The 20,379-nt window shown below is 45.3% G+C and carries 20 protein-coding genes and 1 pseudogene; 5 read left to right on the forward strand and 16 right to left on the reverse strand.

From position 1 onward, the window contains the following. Nucleotides 1–22: 22 nt before the first annotated feature. The gene (locus H6550_14685) at nucleotides 23–913 is read right to left on the reverse strand and encodes a tyrosine-type recombinase/integrase (GenBank protein MCB9047378.1); all 891 of its coding nucleotides are present in this window, start codon (nucleotides 911–913) and stop codon (nucleotides 23–25) included. Nucleotides 914–1,006: 93 nt separating this feature from the next. Next, nucleotides 1,007–1,204 carry a 30S ribosomal protein S21 gene (locus H6550_14690; protein ID MCB9047379.1) on the reverse strand — a complete coding sequence of 66 codons (198 nt, stop codon included), beginning with the start codon at nucleotides 1,202–1,204 and terminating at the stop codon, nucleotides 1,007–1,009. Nucleotides 1,205–1,355: 151 nt separating this feature from the next. On the opposite strand from H6550_14690, the gene H6550_14695 reads away from it, so the two are divergent. Then, entirely contained in the window at nucleotides 1,356–1,910 is a 555-nt protein-coding gene (locus H6550_14695) for a hypothetical protein (GenBank protein ID MCB9047380.1), read from the forward strand. 6 nt (nucleotides 1,911–1,916) lie between these two features. Continuing rightward, on the forward strand, nucleotides 1,917–2,513 hold the full coding sequence (locus tag H6550_14700; GenBank protein ID MCB9047381.1) for a riboflavin synthase: 597 nt from the start codon (nucleotides 1,917–1,919) through the stop codon (nucleotides 2,511–2,513). Here H6550_14700 and H6550_14705 read toward each other — a convergent pair whose 3' ends face one another. After that, on the reverse strand, nucleotides 2,514–2,723 hold the full coding sequence (locus H6550_14705; GenBank protein MCB9047382.1) for a hypothetical protein: 210 nt from the start codon (nucleotides 2,721–2,723) through the stop codon (nucleotides 2,514–2,516). Between the two features lie 193 nt (nucleotides 2,724–2,916). After that, nucleotides 2,917–3,186, reverse strand: a complete 270-nt coding sequence (locus H6550_14710) for a hypothetical protein (GenBank protein MCB9047383.1) — start codon at nucleotides 3,184–3,186, stop codon at nucleotides 2,917–2,919. A 346-nt stretch (nucleotides 3,187–3,532) separates the two neighbouring features. Here H6550_14710 and H6550_14715 point away from each other — a divergent pair, with 346 nt between their 5' ends. Next, nucleotides 3,533–3,910, forward strand: a complete 378-nt coding sequence (locus tag H6550_14715) for a hypothetical protein (protein MCB9047384.1) — start codon at nucleotides 3,533–3,535, stop codon at nucleotides 3,908–3,910. A gap of 160 nt (nucleotides 3,911–4,070) precedes the next feature. Here H6550_14715 and H6550_14720 read toward each other — a convergent pair whose 3' ends face one another. After that, nucleotides 4,071–4,472 carry a hypothetical protein gene (locus H6550_14720; protein ID MCB9047385.1) on the reverse strand — a complete coding sequence of 134 codons (402 nt, stop codon included), beginning with the start codon at nucleotides 4,470–4,472 and terminating at the stop codon, nucleotides 4,071–4,073. Between the two features lie 752 nt (nucleotides 4,473–5,224). On the opposite strand from H6550_14720, the gene rpoN reads away from it, so the two are divergent. Continuing rightward, nucleotides 5,225–6,703 carry an RNA polymerase factor sigma-54 gene (rpoN, locus tag H6550_14725; GenBank protein MCB9047386.1) on the forward strand — a complete coding sequence of 493 codons (1,479 nt, stop codon included), beginning with the start codon at nucleotides 5,225–5,227 and terminating at the stop codon, nucleotides 6,701–6,703. 10 nt (nucleotides 6,704–6,713) lie between these two features. On the opposite strand, the gene H6550_14730 is transcribed toward rpoN, so the two are convergent. From H6550_14730 to H6550_14740, 3 genes are all read right to left on the reverse strand, one after another. Further along, nucleotides 6,714–7,292, reverse strand: coding sequence for a DUF3109 family protein (locus H6550_14730; GenBank protein ID MCB9047387.1), 579 nt, complete (start codon nucleotides 7,290–7,292; stop codon nucleotides 6,714–6,716). 7 nt (nucleotides 7,293–7,299) lie between these two features. Then, nucleotides 7,300–7,959 carry a CBS domain-containing protein gene (locus H6550_14735; GenBank protein MCB9047388.1) on the reverse strand — a complete coding sequence of 220 codons (660 nt, stop codon included), beginning with the start codon at nucleotides 7,957–7,959 and terminating at the stop codon, nucleotides 7,300–7,302. Nucleotides 7,960–8,054: 95 nt separating this feature from the next. Then, nucleotides 8,055–8,816, reverse strand: coding sequence for an alpha/beta hydrolase (locus H6550_14740; GenBank protein MCB9047389.1), 762 nt, complete (start codon nucleotides 8,814–8,816; stop codon nucleotides 8,055–8,057). A gap of 190 nt (nucleotides 8,817–9,006) precedes the next feature. On the opposite strand from H6550_14740, the gene ispG reads away from it, so the two are divergent. Beyond that, nucleotides 9,007–11,016, forward strand: coding sequence for a (E)-4-hydroxy-3-methylbut-2-enyl-diphosphate synthase (gene ispG, locus H6550_14745; GenBank protein MCB9047390.1), 2,010 nt, complete (start codon nucleotides 9,007–9,009; stop codon nucleotides 11,014–11,016). Here ispG and H6550_14750 read toward each other — a convergent pair. From H6550_14750 to H6550_14785, 8 genes and pseudogenes are all read right to left on the reverse strand, one after another. Further along, nucleotides 11,003–12,481 carry an O-antigen ligase family protein gene (locus H6550_14750; GenBank protein ID MCB9047391.1) on the reverse strand — a complete coding sequence of 493 codons (1,479 nt, stop codon included), beginning with the start codon at nucleotides 12,479–12,481 and terminating at the stop codon, nucleotides 11,003–11,005. The two genes, ispG and H6550_14750, sit on opposite strands and share 14 nt — an antisense overlap. After that, complete coding sequence (locus tag H6550_14755; GenBank protein MCB9047392.1) at nucleotides 12,478–13,401, reverse strand: hypothetical protein; 924 nt, start codon at nucleotides 13,399–13,401, stop codon at nucleotides 12,478–12,480. The genes H6550_14750 and H6550_14755 overlap by 4 nt, the downstream gene beginning before the upstream one ends. A gap of 69 nt (nucleotides 13,402–13,470) precedes the next feature. Continuing rightward, complete coding sequence (prfA, locus tag H6550_14760; GenBank protein ID MCB9047393.1) at nucleotides 13,471–14,547, reverse strand: peptide chain release factor 1; 1,077 nt, start codon at nucleotides 14,545–14,547, stop codon at nucleotides 13,471–13,473. Between the two features lie 17 nt (nucleotides 14,548–14,564). Continuing rightward, complete coding sequence (locus tag H6550_14765) at nucleotides 14,565–15,476, reverse strand: FkbM family methyltransferase (protein MCB9047394.1); 912 nt, start codon at nucleotides 15,474–15,476, stop codon at nucleotides 14,565–14,567. 76 nt (nucleotides 15,477–15,552) lie between these two features. Next, nucleotides 15,553–17,138, reverse strand: a pseudogene (locus H6550_14770) (translation initiation factor IF-2). 1,107 nt (nucleotides 17,139–18,245) lie between these two features. Further along, nucleotides 18,246–18,482, reverse strand: a complete 237-nt coding sequence (locus H6550_14775; GenBank protein MCB9047395.1) for a hypothetical protein — start codon at nucleotides 18,480–18,482, stop codon at nucleotides 18,246–18,248. A 133-nt stretch (nucleotides 18,483–18,615) separates the two neighbouring features. Further along, nucleotides 18,616–19,872, reverse strand: a complete 1,257-nt coding sequence (gene nusA / locus H6550_14780; GenBank protein ID MCB9047396.1) for a transcription termination/antitermination protein NusA — start codon at nucleotides 19,870–19,872, stop codon at nucleotides 18,616–18,618. Nucleotides 19,873–19,908: 36 nt separating this feature from the next. Beyond that, nucleotides 19,909–20,364, reverse strand: coding sequence for a ribosome maturation factor (locus H6550_14785; protein MCB9047397.1), 456 nt, complete (start codon nucleotides 20,362–20,364; stop codon nucleotides 19,909–19,911). Nucleotides 20,365–20,379: the final 15 nt, after the last annotated feature.

Here is a 20,379-nt window from a genome sequence, read left to right on the forward strand (position 1 = left end):
ATGTTTTGATGTTAACAATGGCCTATCCTCGCGGATGGCTTGTTTTGTGTATTTCTTTTAATTGTTCAATATTATTATGCGTATACACCTGTGTTGCTGCCAGGCTGCTGTGCCCCAACAGATCTTTTATGGCCTGTATATTGGCACCATTGTTCAGCAGGTGGGTAGCAAAAGTGTGCCGCAGCACGTGCGGGCTCTTCTTGGCCAGGCTGGTAATGCCGCCCAGCTGGTTTTTCACAACACGGTACACATAGCCGGCATATAGCTGTTTGCCGTTCTCCAGCACCAGCAGGTATTTATCGTCGTAACTATCAAGTTTGCGTTTCTCAGCTATATAGTCACGCATATCCTGCTGCAGTTGTGGCCCCAGCGGCACCAGTCTTTCTTTATTGCCTTTGCCCAATACGCGCACCTGCTTCAGCGACCATTCTATGTCCTGCTCCTTCATCTGCAGCAGCTCGCTGCGGCGTATGCCTGTCTGGTACAGCAGGTTGCATATCATACGGTCGGTAAAGCCTTTAAAGCCCGGCTCAAAATCTTTTTCTTCCAGCAGGTAAGAAGTCTCCTGTTCTTTCAGGTACGAGGGAAGCCGCTCGGGCAGCTTCTGTGCATGCAGCTGGCGCACAGGGTTCTTCTTCACCTTGCCCAGGCGTTGCAGGTATTTGTAAAACGAGTTCAGCGACGACAGCTTGCGGTTGATGGTCCGCGCAGACTGCCTGTCGTCCTTCATAGTGGCCAGCCAGCTACGTACATGAAAGTGCGTTAGCTGTCCTGCTTCGGTCAGCTGAAATTGTTCGTCAATAAAACTCAGGAATTGTAATAAGTCTTTTTCGTATGCTATAAGTGTGTGGTGAGAATATCTTTTCTCAAATTTCAGGTATTTCAGGAAATCTGTAAGCCACTCAGCGATCATACAAAAAAAATACTGGTATTGTAAATATACTCATTTACAATACCAGTAGCAATACTATGGTAGCCTAAACTTTGTTAAAAAGTTGTTTTCGCTTTATTTCTCGATGATGCCGCTTTCTATCTGCTGCTTATAGATAGCTTTCAACACTTGTGTGCGCTTTCTTACAGACGGCTTTGTGAACGACTGGCGGTCTCTTAACTGATTGAGTGTGCGCGACTTTTCGAATTTCTTCTTGTACTTCTTAAGCGCTTTATCAATATTTTCGCAGTCTTTTGAGTCGATGATCAACATAATTTATATACCTCCTTTATTCTTTTAAGGCTCGCAAAGGTATATATTTTTCAAATTTCTAACAACTAATTCCTGTATTTCTGCATATTCTCGATAATTTTAGCTGCGTAAATACGTTATTTGTACACAAGCAACGTTATTAAAGAGTAACATGTTTAAGAAAATATCAATATTTATTGTTGTTGCACTACTGGTGTACTCATGCAGCAAAAAAGCGCCTTTCGATACCGTGACGGAAGACGACCTGGCGACGCATTACTGCAACGACCCCCTGGCTATCAACTACAACCACGGGTTTCCCGGCACGCCCGATAACAGCGTGTGCGTATACCCTACCGAAGTATTTACCGGCACTTACTCTCTTACCGATTCGATATACAACGGCGAGTATGAACTGGATACCATACTCTATTATACCATCGGCTTCAAAGCCAATTCGCTCACCGAGCTCAGGATGTACGGTTTTTGCCCAAGCGGCGACAGCGTAAGGCTGACGGCCGACAGGTATTATAAAGCATTGGTAGACTCTACCCTCAGCCTGCCCGACTCCAACATGGTAGAGGGGCATGTTTTTTGCCGCGCGGTAGATACGATCAAGGGTACCATCAACAAATACATCGGCGACAGCACCATGCTGCGCATCAACCTGACCATTGCCAGCGATACAGGGGTAAACTACCACATAGGCACAGGGGTAAAAAAATAACAGCAGATGTTCACAGGAATCATAGAATGTTTAGGTACGGTACAGTCAGTAACGGGCGGCGAAGGCACCAATATGGACCTTTGGGTATCAACACCCGTAACAGGTGAGCTGAAAATAGACCAGAGCGTGGCGCACAACGGCGTTTGCCTGACGGTTGTAGATATTTCAGGAGATGCCTATAAAGTAACCGCTGTAGCCGAAACACTAGCCAAAACCAACCTTTCCTCACTGCAACCCGGCAGCATGGTAAATATAGAACGTGCCATGAAAGTGGGCGACCGGCTGGACGGCCATTTTGTACAGGGCCATGTAGACACTACGGGCACCTGCGAAGAAGTGCAGCAACCGGACGGCAGCTGGTTGTATACATTCAGCTTCCCGAAAGAGTATGCCGCACTGGTCATAGAAAAAGGCTCCATTTGCATCAACGGTGTCAGCCTCACCGCCTTTGATGTCACAGCCGATACATTGACCGTAACGATCATTCCCTATACTTACGAACATACTACCTTTCAACAACTGAAAAAAGGCGACACCGTAAACCTGGAGTTTGACGTGCTGGGCAAATACCTGCTCAGGAGCAGGGAAGTAAGCGGGGAATAATTACCTGAAGGCCGACCTTACTAAAGCATACAGACCATATATCAGGGCAAAGAAAATGCCAACGTATATAGTACCGGAAACGAGTATCTCTACCACATACTGCCCGGCTGTATAAGGCACCGAAGGTGTATCGTACATATAATCATGCACAAACGCCAAAGCAGTCAGTACTACTGAGATGATGAATATTATGATGGCTGGACGTTTCATAGTACCTATGGGTAACGGTAATTGAGGACTGGTTATTGCATGAAGGTTCCACAGTAACCACTCTCGTCCTCCGTTTGCAACGAGGACGCACCGGTAGATCGTTTACAAAGCTTTTTATCAATTCCTGTCGTCAACCAGTACTATTGAAATCATATTAGTTGGACACAAGACCTGAAAAAGAGAAAAGTCCAAATCAAGGACCGCCAATTATTTTTATATCGTTATCATCAATCTTGTGAAGAATTTCATCACCAATATAAATTACAGGGTTTTCGATATTTTTCATACGAATCGCGAACAAATTGCCCTTTTTCATTAACCAACGGTATGTATATTGAACTCCGTTACCATTAGCAAATAATGTATCAAATACTTGATCAAAAAAAGATCTGCCATGTTCCGGGTATAACTCAATAGTGTCTTTCTTTGTTGTATATGAACCGTAACTGATTGCTATTGGCATTTGAAAAGAACATGTTGACAATCGCATTATATAACTACCATCGCGATCAAGAAATAACAGCGGGAAGGAATTATTAGCTTGATACAATCCCTTGATTTGTGCATCGGAATGCAAAAAAGAGAATAAAAATGATATAAAAATAAGGCATCTCATTTCATTGAAAGGTACTATTTAATATGATTAATATCACATCCCCTCCGAGTCGCTGTTGTCACTGTACCAAACAGAAGGGTAACAGGTATTTACCAGGGCACACGGGCACATCCTGAACAGTACGAGGGTAAAATATGTATCGGACATAAATGATAGTATCCTAACTTGTGTACATATTCTTAACCGTGCCCAAATGAAAAAATACTGTTTGCTGTTAGTTGCATCTGTCGTGCTATTTTGTTTTACCGGCTGCGAAAGGTCAAGACACAGAACCATATCAGGGCAGATCATTGAGTATAATGATAAGCTGCCAATAAGAACAACAACATTCACATTATTCGTTTCTGAATATCCGGGAGGTATGAACGGGACACTTAAGGTCAATAAGATATTATTCACTACAGATGACAATGGCCGCTTCCAATTCGGTTTCGATGCAAAGAACAACGAAACGCTTGGCATTGCCTATGCAAACGGAGCGCCCTCTAACGGTAATACTTTTTACTGGACCACAGGTGTTGGGAAAACAAAAAAAGTCGAGACCGGGATAATTGAAGCAGACAGGCGATAAACTCTCGTTCGGCGTAGTCCCCCCTGACTACGTCGTTTCGGTAGCAAGTCCCCCGACTTGCGTATTGCCCTCTCCTGTCCTCGTTGCAAACGAGGACAGGTAAGAACAAGTAAACCACACAGACATAGTAAAAAGGTTCACACGAAAAGACCCTTCTGTATCATTTTTTGAAATACCGCTTTCCCGAAATATAAATATGTCCTTCGCCTTCACTACTGCTATTTGCAACAACAGCGACCTGATTCTTTACGGTTACTACAAAATTCACATAGTTGTGCCCATTCTCTACTAAAGGTATTATTGTAGTTACTATCTGAGCTTGGATATTTTTTACTTGATAAGTTGTAATATATTCCACAACTCTAATTTCACCAGCTTCAACATTAATGGGAATCGATTTTTTCTCGTTCTTAGGGAAGCATTCACGTATAAAAAACGGCTCTACACAATAACAATCATTATTTCTTTCCGGGGAATCTACTATTGTTACTTTTAAGGCTTCTGGCTTTACAATCGCTACCGGTATTGGAAGCGTTTGATTTTCATTTAGTACTTGTGACATGTTTATGTTTTTTAGTGAATAGCAAAGTTCGACATATTATCAGTTTATTTCACCCGTGAATAATACCCCCTTTGGTCGGTATTTTCACCGTACCAAACATGCACACAACACAATTCCCCTCTTGAGAGGGGCAACTGAACACAGTGAGGTGGGGTATGTATTTCCTCCTCCCGTCCTCCGTTTGCAACGAGGACGCATCGGAACAGCGTTTACAACGCTACTCATTATCCCTATATATTTCCTCCCCTGCCAAACCATATCCTGAAAATCCTGCCATCCCGGTTATCCTGATTCAGACAGAATAAATTATTTGCAAATAAATTAATTTAAACGTATATTTGTTGTAGTAAATGCGAATGCGTTTACGAAGATCCCGACATGGCGGGACAGTAATAAAACCCAAAGCCAATGCCCTCACCCCAACATATACACGAAATCACTAGTCCCGCCCCTGCGGGACCTTTTTATCAATTGTTAAGTAGAACGAGCTTACTGTTTTACTTAACATTTCTTAACAGATTTAAACCCAACAATATGAATATCAAACACTTAGTAAATAATTATATTAACTGTCAATTAAACAAAAGAACAGACATTTCGCCCGTTTACTTAACAATTCAGGCACTAAAACCGATCAATATGAGCCATTATCGCATGAAGAAAAGCAGAATTGCCAACGAAAAGTCAAATTTTGAGGGTACAGGCCCAAAGCACAAAACCTGTTTTGTATATTTAAACCAGAATAACACCCGATGTTAAGACAAACCCAACAGCAAAGGTTATTACAGAAACTGTCTCCGCAACAGATACAGCTGATGAAACTGTTGCAGATACCTACTGCCAACCTGGAGGAACGTATAAAAGAAGAACTGGAAGAGAACCCCGCATTGGAGCAAGGTGCGGAAGAGCCACTGGACGAATACGGGCTGAACGACGACAAAGACGATGATTATGACACGGACGATGTGGAGCTGAGCAATGATGAGAGCGAAAAGATAGACCTGGACGATTTTCTGCGCCGCGAAGACGAGGACAGCGGTAACGATTATAATAACGACTACTACGGCGGGCAGGATAACGAACGCCCCGATACACCGGTACGTGTTGAGACCAGTTTCCACGACGTACTGCTGGACCAACTGGGCATGCTGGGGCTGGACGACCACCGGCAACTGGTAGCCGAGCAGGTAATAGGCAGTATAGATGAGGACGGATACCTGCGCCGCGAAACCATGGCACTGGTAGACGACCTGGCATTCGGGCAGAATGTAGAGACCAACGAAGAGGAGGTACAGGAGATCATCCAGATGATACAGCAGTTTGACCCTGCCGGCGTATGTGCCCGCGACCTGGAAGAATGCCTGCACCTGCAATTGGCAAGGATGGAGCCCCGCACTCCCGAAGTGGCCAATGCGATGACCATCATCGAAAAATATTTCGGCGAGTTCATCAAGAAACACTACGATAAGATACAACGCCACCTCAACCTGAACAACGAGGACTTTAAAGAGGTCATCAACATAATACTCAAGCTGAATCCCAAGCCGGGCAGCGCCTTTGCTATTGTCAACAAGGCCGAAAGCTATATCCTGCCCGACTTTTTTGTGTACAACAACAACGGAAAGCTGGAGCTATCGCTCAATGCGAAGAATGCTCCCGAGCTACGCATCAGCAGCGGCTACCGCGAAATGATGCAGGCATACGACCGCAGCGACAAAAAGGATAAAAGGCAAAAAGAAGCACTGGTATTCATCAAGCAAAAACTGGATTCCGCCAAGTGGTTCATAGACGCTATAAAGCAGCGCCAGCATACCCTGCTGCAAACCATGCAGGCCATTATCGACTTCCAGGAGCAGTTCTTCCTGACGGGCGACGAAACAGCACTACGCCCGATGATATTGAAAGATATTGCCGAGATAACGCAGCTTGACGTATCTACCGTATCGCGCGTGGCCAATAGCAAATATGTACAAACAGAGTTTGGCACCTACAAGCTGAAATACTTCTTCTCAGAGGCACTCAAAACCGACGATGGTGAAGAGGTTTCTACCCGCGAGGTAAAGAATATCCTGAACGGCATTATTGAAAATGAGAACAAGCGCAAGCCCTTCTCTGACGAAAAACTGACCAATATGCTGCAGGAAAAAGGCTATAACATTGCACGCCGCACCGTGGCCAAATACCGCGAGCAACTGAATATTCCGGTGGCCCGCCTGCGTAAAGAATTATAAGAAGAGGTTATTATTTTTTACCCGCCATCATCTGTGCGATGGCGTCCAGGGCCTCATAAAATTCCTCGCCGTATTTACGGATCAATGGAGCCTTCAGGAATTTGTACACGGGCACCTTCAACTGCTTGCCCAGCTTGCAAGCCGGGGCGCAAAGCGTTTTACGGGGCGAGTAGTTCAGCGCTTCAAAATCAGGGCTCTTCTTCACCCTGATGGGGTACAGGTGACAGGATATCGGCTTTGGGAAATCTATTTTGCCCTCGCGGTATAGTTTCTCAAAAGTGCATTTCACCACCCCACCAAAATCGGTGTAGGCGTACACGCAAATGCCGCCGTCCACAGTTGGGGTAACGGCTCCGTGTTCATCATCAATAGTATGGGTGCCTACGCGCTCTATTTCGTTGATATAATCTATATGCAGCAGGTGTTTTACTTTGGGATAGTTTTCTGCCACCAGTTGTATCTCCTCATCAGAAAGTGGTGCACCACAATCGCCATCTACGCAGCAACCGCCTTTGCATTTGGTCAGGTCGCACACAAACTGTTCCTCCACAATTTCGTCACTCACCAGTATATTATCTATCGCGATCATTGGTCTTTTACATATTTATATAAGCCATCAGCAGGTTATACCTGTCCATCATATCTTCCTTATTGCTACGCTCTCCATACAACTCCTTCACATTATACCCGAAACGTTCGTAAGTATTAGCCAGGCTTTCAAGGTTGCTGCGGTTGGTTTTTATGGTCAGTTCCAACGTATTGGTAGCCTGGTGGGTATATAACTGAGTAGCAATGATTGACACCTCCTCACTCTCAGCTATGCGAACTATCTCATACAGGCTATAGTCCAGCGGTTTTATCTCCAGTACTATCACGCCACCCGGATTATCCAATCCTCCTTCTGCTATATAGTTCAGCAGCGTCTCCCTTGTGGCAGAGCCTAAATATTTATTGTCATTGTCTACTATAGGAATAACAGACAAACGCTGGCTGTGGGCCAATCGCAAAGCGTCATATGCATGAGCTTCCGTAAACACTGCAGGGCTATACCTTAAAAAGTCTGACGCGCTGACAGGCTGTTCAGGAGTATCCCATTCCAGCATATCATCCTGTTTCACAAGTGCCAGGTACTGCTGGTTGGCAACAACCGGTATATGCTCAATACCGTTCTCTTCCATAAGGCGCATAGCGGTATCGCCTGTATCATCAGGCAATATCGTAGGCACGTCGTAGGCTATGATCTTCGTTACAGACATTTATCAAGACGGTTTTATGGGTTTGTACAATACATTAGTTGCCCTGCAAAGGTCAGGGTTTATTATGTATCAGCCATAGAATAATAGCTAAAATATCAGGATTTGTGCCTCTCGAGGAAACCTGCGAGTATCTTGTTGAACTCACCCGGCACCTCCATCATCGGAGCATGGCCACACTTATCTATCCAGTGCACCTCTGAATTGGGTATCAGTTTCTGAAATTCCTCTGCCACCATAGGTGGAGTGATCGTGTCATTCTTACCCCATATCAGGCAAGTAGGTACTTTGATATCATTCAGCTCATTACCCAGGTTGTGCTTTATAGCAGATCGGGCGAGTGAAATGATCTTCAGAGCTTTTATCCTGTTGTTCACGATAGAATATACCTCATCTACCAGCTCTTTGGTAGCTACATTCGGGTCGTAGAAAGTTAGCTCAGTTTTCTTACGGATATACTCGTAATCACCACGTTTAGGATATGTTTCACCCATACCATTCTCAAAAAGACCGGAACTACCTGTGAGTGTTATGGTCTTTACCTTATCCTGGTTCTTGAGTGTATATACCAGCCCTACATGGCCACCCAGTGAGTTACCTAACAGGTGGACTCCTTCCAGCCCGCGGGCGTCAATGAATTTTTGTACGTGTTTGGCCAGGCCGGAAACAGTAGTTTCCAGCAATGTCAGGTCAAACAAAGGCAGCATAGGTATGATAACCCTATGAGTCTGCTTAAAATGATCCACCAGATCCTTAAAGTTGCTGAGTGCTCCAAACAAACCATGCAACAGGATCAGCGGCTCTCCCTCTCCCTCCTCTACGTACTTGAATTTCCCGAAATGTCTTATCTCGTATTGCATGTAATACTCTTATTATTTGCTAAAATACTACTGTTTAGCAGAAAAACATAGTCTTAATGCCAATAGCCATATTTTGTTTTTATAAACAACCATAGTAAAAAACATCATATTATTAACAGGAATACAGCAGATTTTCGCAGGTCGCTAAGCGTGCATTAACTACCTTTGCATGGCTTTGTAAAAAATACATATGACAGGACAATACTGCCATTCGCTGACGGAATATACCAGACTTGCCACCCGTGAGGTACGCATAGGCGACCTGCTGCTGGGCAACAATAACCCTATCCGTATCCAGACCATGACCACTACCGACACGATGGATACAGACGCCACGGTGGCACAGTGTATACGTTGTATTGAGGCAGGAGCAGAGCTGGTGCGTATTACTGCACCCAGCAAAAAAGAGGCAGAGAACCTGGCTGTCATAAAAAAGATACTGAACGATAAGGGCTACCACACCCCTTTGGTCGCCGATATACACTTTACCCCGAATGCAGCCGAAATTGCCGCTCGTATAGTAGAAAAAGTACGTGTTAACCCCGGCAACTATGTAGATAAAAAGAAATTCGACTTTATAGAATATACTGATGACGCATATGCTGCCGAGATAGACCGTATCAGGGACAGGTTCACCCCACTGGTGAAGATATGTAAGGAATATGGCACCGCTATGCGTATTGGCACCAACCACGGCTCGCTCAGCGACCGTATCATGAGCCGCTACGGCGATACACCTATAGGCATGGTGGAAAGTGCTATGGAGTTCCTTCGTATAGCCAGGGGCGAGAGCTACCACCAGGTGATACTGAGCATGAAGTCCAGCAACCCACAGGTAATGGTGCAGGCATACAGGCTATTGATACAAAAAATGGATGAGGAGTTTGGCGAATGTTACCCGCTGCACCTGGGTGTAACAGAAGCAGGAGACGGCGAAGATGGCAGAATAAAAAGCGCGATAGGTATAGGCACCTTGCTGGAAGATGGTATAGGCGATACGATCCGTGTTTCGTTGACAGAAGATCCTGAATTTGAGATACCAGTTTGCAGGGACATTGTAAACAGGTATGGCACACGTGCTAACAGCCAACCCGTTCAGCCACTCAACCAACAGGAAAAGATACAACTACCATATTCACCCTTTGCCTATAAACGCAGAGCTACAAAGACCGTTGGTAATATAGGCGACCATCATGTACCTGTTGTGATAGCGCCTTTCAGAAATGAGACTTCATTAAGCCATAAAGACCTGCAGGGCATAGGCTATAAATATGATGAAGCTACCGACAAGTGGAACATAGGTGATGCAGCTGCAGACTATATCTATACGGCAGACAAGCTATTAGACTTTAACCTGCCGGGTACCTTGCAGGTGATATGCAACTACTATACATGGCAGCAGGCAACTGATAAAGGGAAATATCACCCGCTATTTGAAAGTGATGCCTATCTGGCCGCATCTGACATTGCGGATAGCATGCATTTTGTTGTACATAATGCCGATGCGCAATGGGAGAACACCCTGGCGCTTATCGCTAAACTGAAAAATGATAGTAACGCAGTACTTTGCCTGCATAGCAGCCATACCAACTATTTTGCCTCAGTGCGCAGAGTAATGATAGAATTACTGGAGCAACATATTGATACACCCGTTATCCTGTGCAGGAATAATGAGGACATGACCATTGATGAACAACTGATAGACTTTGCCACCAATACCGGCGGGCTGATGCTGGACGGCTTTGGCGACGGTGTATGGCTATGGAACAATATGCAACAGGTAGAGAACCTGAAAGTAAGCGGCAGAACCTACCTGGAAGTAAAGAACAATCACCAGTTCCTGAACAATACAGGTTTTTCTATTCTGCAGGCAACAAGAACAAGGATCAGCAAAACCGAATACATCAGTTGCCCCAGTTGCGGACGTACACTATTCGACCTGCAGGAGACTACTGCTATGATACGTAATGCCACCAACCACCTGAAAGGAGTAAAAATAGCCATTATGGGATGCATAGTGAATGGCCCCGGTGAAATGGCGGATGCCGACTTTGGTTATGTAGGTAGCGGCCCCGGCAAAATAACCCTGTATAAGAACAAAGAGGTGGTGAAACGTAATGTACCCAGCGATATTGCGGTGAATGAACTGATACAGATACTGAAGGATAATGAAGTATGGATAGAACCTACTGAGGCGTAACCTCTGCTATTCCTTCCTGCTCTTTCTTTTCCTGCTCAAGGCTGATACGCCGTAATGCTACCAACAGTGCCAGGCTGATGTAAAATAGTGAACCTACTTTATGTGTCTCCAGCAGTTCGGAGAAGAAGTTGTTGACGAATGCAGCACCAAACATCATTGCCGCACCCAGCGTACAGTTTTTGTAATACCTGTCTTTGAACCTGTGATAGGTTTTCTGCGCCTGCGCAAGTGCTACCATTATCAGCACGGCGTATAATATCATAGCAGGCCAGCCCTGCTCTACCAGCATATACAGGAAGTAGTTGTGCGTAGTAGATTGTTCCGTATTACGGCTAACATAAGTTTTGAATGAACTTACCGCATATGGTTTGTAATAGTAATAGAATGCATTGGGCCCCCAGCCTTTTACCGGCTCATCTGTACTCATCCGCATAGCCGCTATCCAACGATACAGTCGCTCCATCGATGACATATCCTCACCTCTGAACGTTGCCATTACGTGCTCGGCAAAGTTCTTATGCATGTAGGTTTTCTCATAGTTGGGGCGGAAGTTGATGAACCTGTTATCATCCGCCATATAGATGATGAGCATTGCCAACAGTCCGTAAAAAACCGGGAATATCAGGTTGACCAGTCTTATGCGTATAGCAATAGCTACTACTATAGCAAATATTACTGCCAATACAGCCGCACGTGCATACGTCAGGTATATAGCAGGCAGGAAGAACATGATCAGGAACAATATGGCAGCCTTCACTAATGGATTGCGCATCTTACGCGTCATAGGCCATGCCACCAGCAACAGCGGGAAAAATATGGATATTACCGCCGAATAGTCAACGTGGTTATAATACAGGTCACCAATGGCATATTCTACCTTACGGAAATGGAACCCGCGGGCAGCATGGCGCAACATGATGACCACCATAGTAGCAACCAATGGTACCAGGAACAACAGGAATGCTCTGCGAAAATCTTTTTTATCCCTGAATACATAGTATGGGAGTATAAAAAAAGATATCAGGAACCATATTTTGGCTGCCATGAATTTGAAAGACAGCAAGTGCTCGTGCGAGAAAATAACAGCAACTATCATCCATGCAAACTGCAGAATAACAACAGTAACTATCGGATCCCGGAACCATGTTCTGCGGCCCAGTACTTTCGGGTCCTGCAGAAATATAGCGGGGAACATGAACATGAAGATCCACATCAACGGCTCATCAGGCAGCGAAGTGGACAACGACCCCGTAAGCTGGTAATCGATTGAGATAGGAATAGTAAAAAGAAAAAGATAATAAGCCACTTTCCAGTTGACATACAGCAGCAGCAGGTATATAAAAGCTACCGGCACCAGTATGGTCTTGAAGCTCTGCGTATAGGAGAACAGTATCACCCCGAGGAATAATACCGCAAAGCCGATACGCATCAGCCACTTATTATCTGCTTTCAGTTCAGGTATCAACGCTCAACAGCAATTATTAGTCGATAATAGCTTATGATCATCAGGTAAATAGCCACGAAGAAGAAACCAAAGAAACCCGCACCAATAACCGTAAGCACAAAGCCAATGCCGGCAGGCTTGGCAGGTGGCGTAGCCGGAGTGATCACCTGCAGGTAACGGCTCCTGTCTTCAGGAGTAGCACCTGTTTTCAGCTCATTCAGGATAGACAGGTTCCTCGCCTTGTCTTCCATCAGTTGCTTCTTAACAACGTTTATTTCTTCTATCTTATCACGCAGCATCATTTGCTCTTCTTTACCGGCAGACCCCATCTTACCACCTATCTCCATCTCCTCTGTGGTCAGTGCAGTGATAGTACTGTCGATATCATCATTCCTGTCATTCACAGAGTTAGCTACATTGTTCTTCATGGTCAGGTAGTAACCACGGAAGATGTTCTCGCAAGTCTCAATAGCCAGGTTCACAACTGCTGCTGCCCTTTCAGGGTCTGTATCCTTATAGTATACTTTAGCAGTGGTGTACTCGGTACGTTCCATCTTGAACAGGTTCTTGAATATCTCTTTCATTTCAAGACGATCCTTAGGATCATCCTTTTTCAGCTTGTATGCATCCCAAAGGTCCAGTTTATCTGCAATGGTATTCCTGAGCGTATCAGAACCCGCAATAACCAGCACCCTGTCTATATCATCATCACCACCAAAATAGTCTACAAAACGTGTATCGCGTGTGCGATACAGGTTGTTGCGGTCTGCATACAATGGGTTGGATATGATAAAATCGGCCTCGGCCTTGTATTTCTTTTTACCCACTACATAAAATAGTGCGCCCAGCAGGGATGATGCAACAACAGCTATTATCAGCAGTTTGCTCTGTTTGCGTAGTGTCTGGACTATATCTACCAGATCGAAACGAGGATTGCTCATTGTAGTTTTATATAAGATTATGAGTGTTAAACATAGTTATTTTTCCTTTAAAGAACGGAGTTTCAGCAATTATATTACTGTTTCTCCGGCTTGTATTTTCTCCGCATTTTCTGCAAACTGCAAAGCCTGCGCCATTTCACCTATATCACCGTTCATAAATTCATCCAGGTTATATATGGTCATGTTAATGCGGTGGTCTGTCACCCTGCCCTGCGGATAGTTGTAGGTACGTATCTTGGCCGACCTGTCGCCCGTACTTACCAGGCTCTTACGTCGTTGAGATATTGCTTCTTCATGCTTACGTACTTCTTCTTCATATAGTTTGGTACGCAGCATCTGCATGGCCTTTTCGCGATTGGCCAGCTGGCTACGCTCAGTCTGGCACATTACCACCACGCCTGTGGGTATGTGCGTCAGCATCACCTTACTTTCCACCTTATTCACGTTCTGTCCGCCTGCACCACCACTACGTGCTGTTTCCATTTTTACATCAGCGGGGTTGAGTTGAAAGTCAATTTCTTCTGCTTCTGGCATCACGGCCACAGTTGCCGCAGATGTATGTACACGGCCACTGGCCTCGGTTTCAGGTACACGTTGTACACGGTGCACACCACTTTCAAACTTCAATGTGCCGTACACATCCTCGCCCACCACCTCAAGCTGTACCTCTTTATAACCACCAACAGTACCTTCTGTTTCAGAAAGTATTGCCAGTTTCCAACCTCTCTTTTCACAGAACTTCATATACATACGCAACAGGTCGCCCGCAAATATACTGGCTTCATCACCACCGGTACCTGCCCTTATCTCCAGGATAGCATTCTTTTCATCCTGCGGATCTTTAGGTATCAGTATCATCCTTATTTCTTCTTCCAGCTCTTTCTTTTCTTCCTCCAGTCGCTCCAGGTCGTTCTTGGCCATCTCCCTCAGTTCTTCATCACTTTCGTTGGCCAATATGTCTTTGGCAAAAGCATAGTTGTCCAGGTTGTTGATATACCTGGTACGAGCCTGCACTATATGCTCCAGCTTACGATATTCACGACTCAGCTCCGTGAACTTTTTATTGTTCGATACGATCTCCGGGTTGGTCAGCGCCACTCCCAAATCATCGAACCTTGCTTTTATCGCATCTAATTTATCCAGCATAAAAACTGTTTGTTGTCTTAATTATTCTCTTTTTTCAATACCACATTCTCCGATGTAGTGTCATGTTCAGCCATATAAGATAGTATATCATCTACAGGCACTAATACGCCCTCAACACCTATCATATGTGTTTTGTAACCGCAATTCCTGAGTATGTCCACCGCTTCTTTGTACGATGCTTTTTGATTGTCCGACAGATACTCCATGATCACCACAGGTGCTGTGCTATTCCATGTATTCAATCCGCCATTCACTGCCTGCACCTCTGCTCCTTCAATATCCATCTTTATCATGTCTGGCTGCAAAGCATGTTCATTCAGAAAGTCATCTATTGTTACTGCCTGTACTGTATTTTTTACAGGTGGGTGTTTCGATATCCAGCTACTATTGCTGAACTGAGCCGCATCCAATGTATTATATTCAGAATACAATACTGGAAATTCAAAAAAGCTTACCTCTTCTATTCTGTCAGAAACAGCATTATGATACACCCGGATATTCTTTTTCCCCGATACGTTCTTATCCAACAGATCGAATGTGCCTTTTGCCGGCTCTACTGACAAAACCTTCCCTTCATCACCCACCAGTGCTGACGCCAGCAATGTAAAATATCCGAAGTGCGCGCCAATATCCACGAATGTATTTCCATCCTTAAGATTGGCAGCCAGGTATTGGGCAAAGCGTATTTCGGATGCGTGGGTCTTACCGCCTGTCAGGTATATATCTGTAGCTGCGGGCAATAACACCTCCATATCACCTCCAAAGAACAAGGGGGCTTTTTTCAAAGAACCTTTATGCGTGACAGGGTATATTATCTTGTGCAACAACATTGCATAAATGTACCTGGCCGGGTCGTGCATCAAGCGGGTCAACTTACCGGCCTCAGCCAGTTGTTGTACTTTCTGCAGTTGTTGTGCGGTAATATTCAAAGCAATTGTGTTATTAAACAAAACAAACCGTTAACCCTTTATCTGGAGCTAACGGTTTGTCATTTATTCAGTTAAGCTATAATGTGCGTTTTACTTCTACTTCTTCAAAGCCTTCAATGATATCACCTACACGCAGGTCGTTGTAATTCTTTATGCTCATACCGCACTCATAACCTGTGGCTACTTCTTTCACGTCGTCTTTGAAGCGTTTCAGCGAAGCCAGCTCGCCTGTATGTATCACGATACCATCGCGTACCAGGTTGACCTTAGTATTACGGTTGATCTTACCATCCAGCACATAACAACCGGCAATGGTACCTACGCCGCTGATCTTGTACACCTCGCGTACTTCAACGTTACATACGGTTCTCTTCTCGATCTTAGGTTCGAGCAGCCCTTCCATAGCACTCTTGATCTCTTCGATCGCGTCGTAGATAATGGAGTAAGTACGTATCATGTTCTCCATATCCGCCAGTTTCGCTGCCTGCATGTAGACGGGCGCACCTGGAAACCGATAGTAGCGTCTGACGCTGTTGCCAGCAACACATCGCTCTCGGTGATCTGTCCCACCTTTGTGTACTATGTTCACCGCAATCTCTTCGGTGAACAATTTCTGCAGTGAGTCCGCCATGCCTCTACAGAACCATCGAAGTCACCCTTGATGATAACACCCAGTTCTTTAAAGTTACCCAGCGCCAGTCGGCGACCGATCTCATCAAGCGTAATGTGTGCTTACGGTACGTATACCCTGCTCGCGTAATATCTGTGCGCGGTGCGTTGCTATCTCTTTAGCTTCTGCTTCGTCTGCATATACTTTGCCTTTTCACCTGCCTGTGGCACTACATTCAAACCCTAACACCTGTTACAGGATCAGAAGGCCGTGCGGTCTTGAGACGTTGTCCCAACTCGTTGAACATCGCTTGATCTTACCATAATACTGTCTCCACTACCATTTCGCCCTGGTGCAGCGTACCGTTCTATATCAGGATGGTAGCCTGGTAACACGTCCTTTATCCAGCGATGCCTCTATCACGCTTCTACAGTAAGCCTGTTGTAATTGGCTTTTTACTTCCAGCAACTCAGCCTCAATGATATTTTTTCCAGCAGCACATCGATATTCAGGGCCCTTCTTGGCAGATATCTCCTGCTCTGGTATTTACCACCCAATCCTCTACCAATATATTCATATTGGCCAAGTTGTTCTTTTATCTTCTCGGGATTCGCACCTTCTTTATCTATTTTGTTGATAGCAGAATATCATCGGCAGGTTTTGCCGCCTGCGCGTGCGATATCGCCTCTTTGGTTTGCGGCATTATAGCGTCATCAGCGGCAATTACGATCACCGCTATGTCCGCCACTTTAGCACCACAGGCACGCATAGCGATAAACGCTTCGTGACCCGGTGTATCAGGAAGGTGATTTTCTTACCGGAGCTGGTTTCTACCCTGTAGGCACCTATGTGCTGGGTAATGCCATAAACACTCACTGCCTACCACATTGGCCCACCAGTATAGTCGAGCAATGATGTTTTACCATGGTCAACGTGACCCATGATGGTAACGATAGGTGCCCTCAGTTCAGGTCTTCAGGATCATCAACTTCTTCCTCCTCGTTATCTGCTTCCTGCTCAGGTTGATGAATTCTACTTATAACCAAATTCATTCGATACCAGCTCTATCACCAGCGCATCCAGCTCTGGTTGATAGATACCATGATACCGGGCTCATACACTTTACTAATGATATCAGCGAAGCTTACATCCAGCAGGCTGGACAATTCGCTTCTGATATGAACTCAGTAACCTGTATTACCTTATCGGTTTCATTGCCTCTTCCGCCGCGCGTTTTCGGCAAGGCCTTCGCTTATTTTGACGATATTTGGCTTTTAGTACCTTTATTACAGCCCGCACCTGCGCCACTTACCAGTTTAGCCTGTGTCTGAGATCTTTTCCTGTATTGCTTTCGTCTATTTCCTGTTGTTGCGGGTTACAGGCGGCCTGTTACGCGCCTGTCGTTGCCACCACGCCTGTCGTTATTACTCACCGCGCCTGTTGTCTCGGTTTGTTGTCGCCTTGCGGACGACCACGGCCCTGAACATCTTTAACGCGCTCAGGCTTCTTCTGCACCGGGATACGCTTCCTGCGTTTTTCTTTACTATCGCCCCTGGTAGATTCTTCTTTGGTAGGCAGTTCTATCTTACCAATGATCTTCGGACCTTCCAGCTTAGGGCTTTCATTTCTATATGCGCCCTTATTTCTTCCGGTGCTTCCGGTGCTTTGGCAGTTGTTCCGTGTTGCTTCTTTGGTTTTCAGTTGCTTTTCTTTCCGGCTTAGGTTCTGCTTTTGGTGCAGCCTCCAGCCGCAGTTTTCTCTTCTTTCTTTTCTGCCGCCTTCGCGCCTTTCTTCGGCCTCGACGACGCATTCTTTTCGTCAGGTCTATTTACCATGGTGTATTAGGACCGCCTATTCTTGAAGTACTTACAGGTTTTCAGGCTCTGCACTCAGGGAAGCGGGAGCTTATCTTTCACTTCTTCTTTCTTTGTGGTGGTGCTGCAGGTTTTTCTTCTGCTACAGGTTCCAGTTTAGGTTCTTCCTTAGCTTTTGGCTCCGGTTTATAAGTTCTTCAACCACGGTTCTTCCCCGGCTTTGGGTTCCCAGCTTTTGGTTCCGGCTTAGGTTCAGCCTTTTTGGTTCAGCTTTTGGTTTTCTCTTCACGCTCTTCGTGCTTGTCACGAATAGTAATATCCAGCTCCTCCTTGGTCTTATCTATGTTATCTAATACAGCGCACCTTTAGGCAAAGGATCTCCTCGCTCTTGCGTTTGGCCAGTTTGTCTTGCGCAAACTCGCGTTGCAAGGCCTCATACATTTGAGGTGTTAACTTAACGTTCGGGTTGCTGGCGTTAATCTCAAACTTCTTCTCAGTAAGAAACTCGATCAACGTTTCCTTACCAATGTTAAACTCTTTTGCCGCGGCCAGTAACCTCGGTGTTTTTTCTGCTGTTGCCATTCGTTATTTACTCAGTATTATATGCTCTTTTTAGCTATTCTTTACTCTAAATCTAATCTACAAACCTAAGCCATTTTAAGGAAAAACCTTAATAATACTACATTTTTGCCCCCTCCCGGGTTACAAAAAACAGTTAGGCTTCTTCGTCTTCTTTAAACTCTGCTTCCAGTATCCTGCGCACTTCTTTCACGGTCTCTTCTTCCAGATCGGTACGACGCACCAGGTCCTCGTCAGACAGTTCCAGTATGCTCAGGGCTGTATCACAACCTACTTTCTTAAATTCATCTATTACCCATCCGTCTATCTCATCTGCAAATTCATCCAGGTCTATATCGTATTCCAGTACTTCATCCGGCATATCGCGGAACACATCTATACTCAACTCTGTCAACTCCTGAGCCAGCTTGATATTTACCCCCTTACGGCCGATAGCCAGCGACACCTGGTCCGGCTCAAGGTAAACATCCACGTGTTTCTTATCGTTATCCACCTCCATACGATTGATGCGGGCAGGTGTTAAGGCACGTTGTATCAGCAGCTGCTGGTTGTTGGTATAGTTAATGATGTCGATATTCTCGTTGCGCAGCTCACGAACGATACCATGTATACGGCTACCCTTCATACCCACACAAGCGCCTACCGGGTCTATCCTGTCGTCATAGCTTTCTACGGCTACTTTCGCGCGCTCGCCCGGCTCACGTACTATCTTCTTGATCACTATCAGGCCATCCATTATCTCAGGCACCTCTATTTCCATCAGTTTCTCCAGGAACGACGGGTGCGTACGGCTCAGGATAATGATCGGGTTGTTATTCCTTGTTTCTACCTTCTTCACCACCGCACGAACAGTTTCGCCCTTCTTGAAGAAATCGGTAGGTATCTGCTCCGACTTAGGCATGATCAGCTCATTACCCTCATCATCCAGCAGTAATATCTCTTTTTTCCATATCTGGTATACCTCGCCGGTGATGATCTCACCGATGCGCTCAGCATATTTTTTCAACAGGTGGTTCTTCTTCAGGTCGCCAATACGAGCTGCCAGCGTTTGCTTGGCGGCCAGTATGGCCCTGCGGCCGAAATCGCGCACGTCCACCTCTTCATACACCTCTTCACCCACACTATAGTCAGGCTCTATCTCCAGTGCCTGCGACAGTTCTATCTGTTTATTGTCGTCCTCTACTTCTCCGTCTTCCACTATCTCCCTGCGGCGGAAGATCTCAAGGTCACCTGTCTGGTCGTTTACGATAACGTCAAAGTTCTCGTCATCTCCGTACTTCTTACGCAGCAACGTTTTAAAAACGTCCTCAAGTACTTTCATCAGGGTTGGCCTGTCAATGCTCTCGGCATCTTTAAACTCCTGAAACGAATCAATCAAATTGATACTAGCCATGATTATAATATTTGCCCCTTATACAAGGGTTTGTCACTAAAGACTGATTTGTACTACTGTTTTTTTAATATCTGAAATAGGTATGTTCACTATAGTTACTTCTTTCTTTTTAGGCACGGGCACTTCCAGCACTATCTCTTCGGCTCCTGCCTGTGTCATCTTACCCTCGCGCTCCGTACCATCCTGCAGGGTCACCAACACCTTGCGGCCGATGTTCTTTTTATACTGCCTTTCCGACACCAGCGGCTCATCTACCCCGGGGCTGGACACCTCCAGCGAAAAATCTCCGTCAGGGAACATCTCCGACTCCTCAATAAGCTTATACAGCTTGCGATTCACCTCTGCACATTTGCTTATCGACATGCCGCCATCCGCATCTATATACAGCTTAATATTATTGGTGGCCTTGTTCTTAATGTTCACAATAAACATATCCGTACCCTCCAGCAAAGGCTCCGTTAATAATATTATTTTCTCTAATTCGTTTGTCATAGGTAAAAAACAAGG

The sequence above is a fragment of the Chitinophagales bacterium genome, from assembly GCA_020636495.1.
Taxonomy (GTDB): domain Bacteria; phylum Bacteroidota; class Bacteroidia; order Chitinophagales; family Chitinophagaceae; genus UBA5543.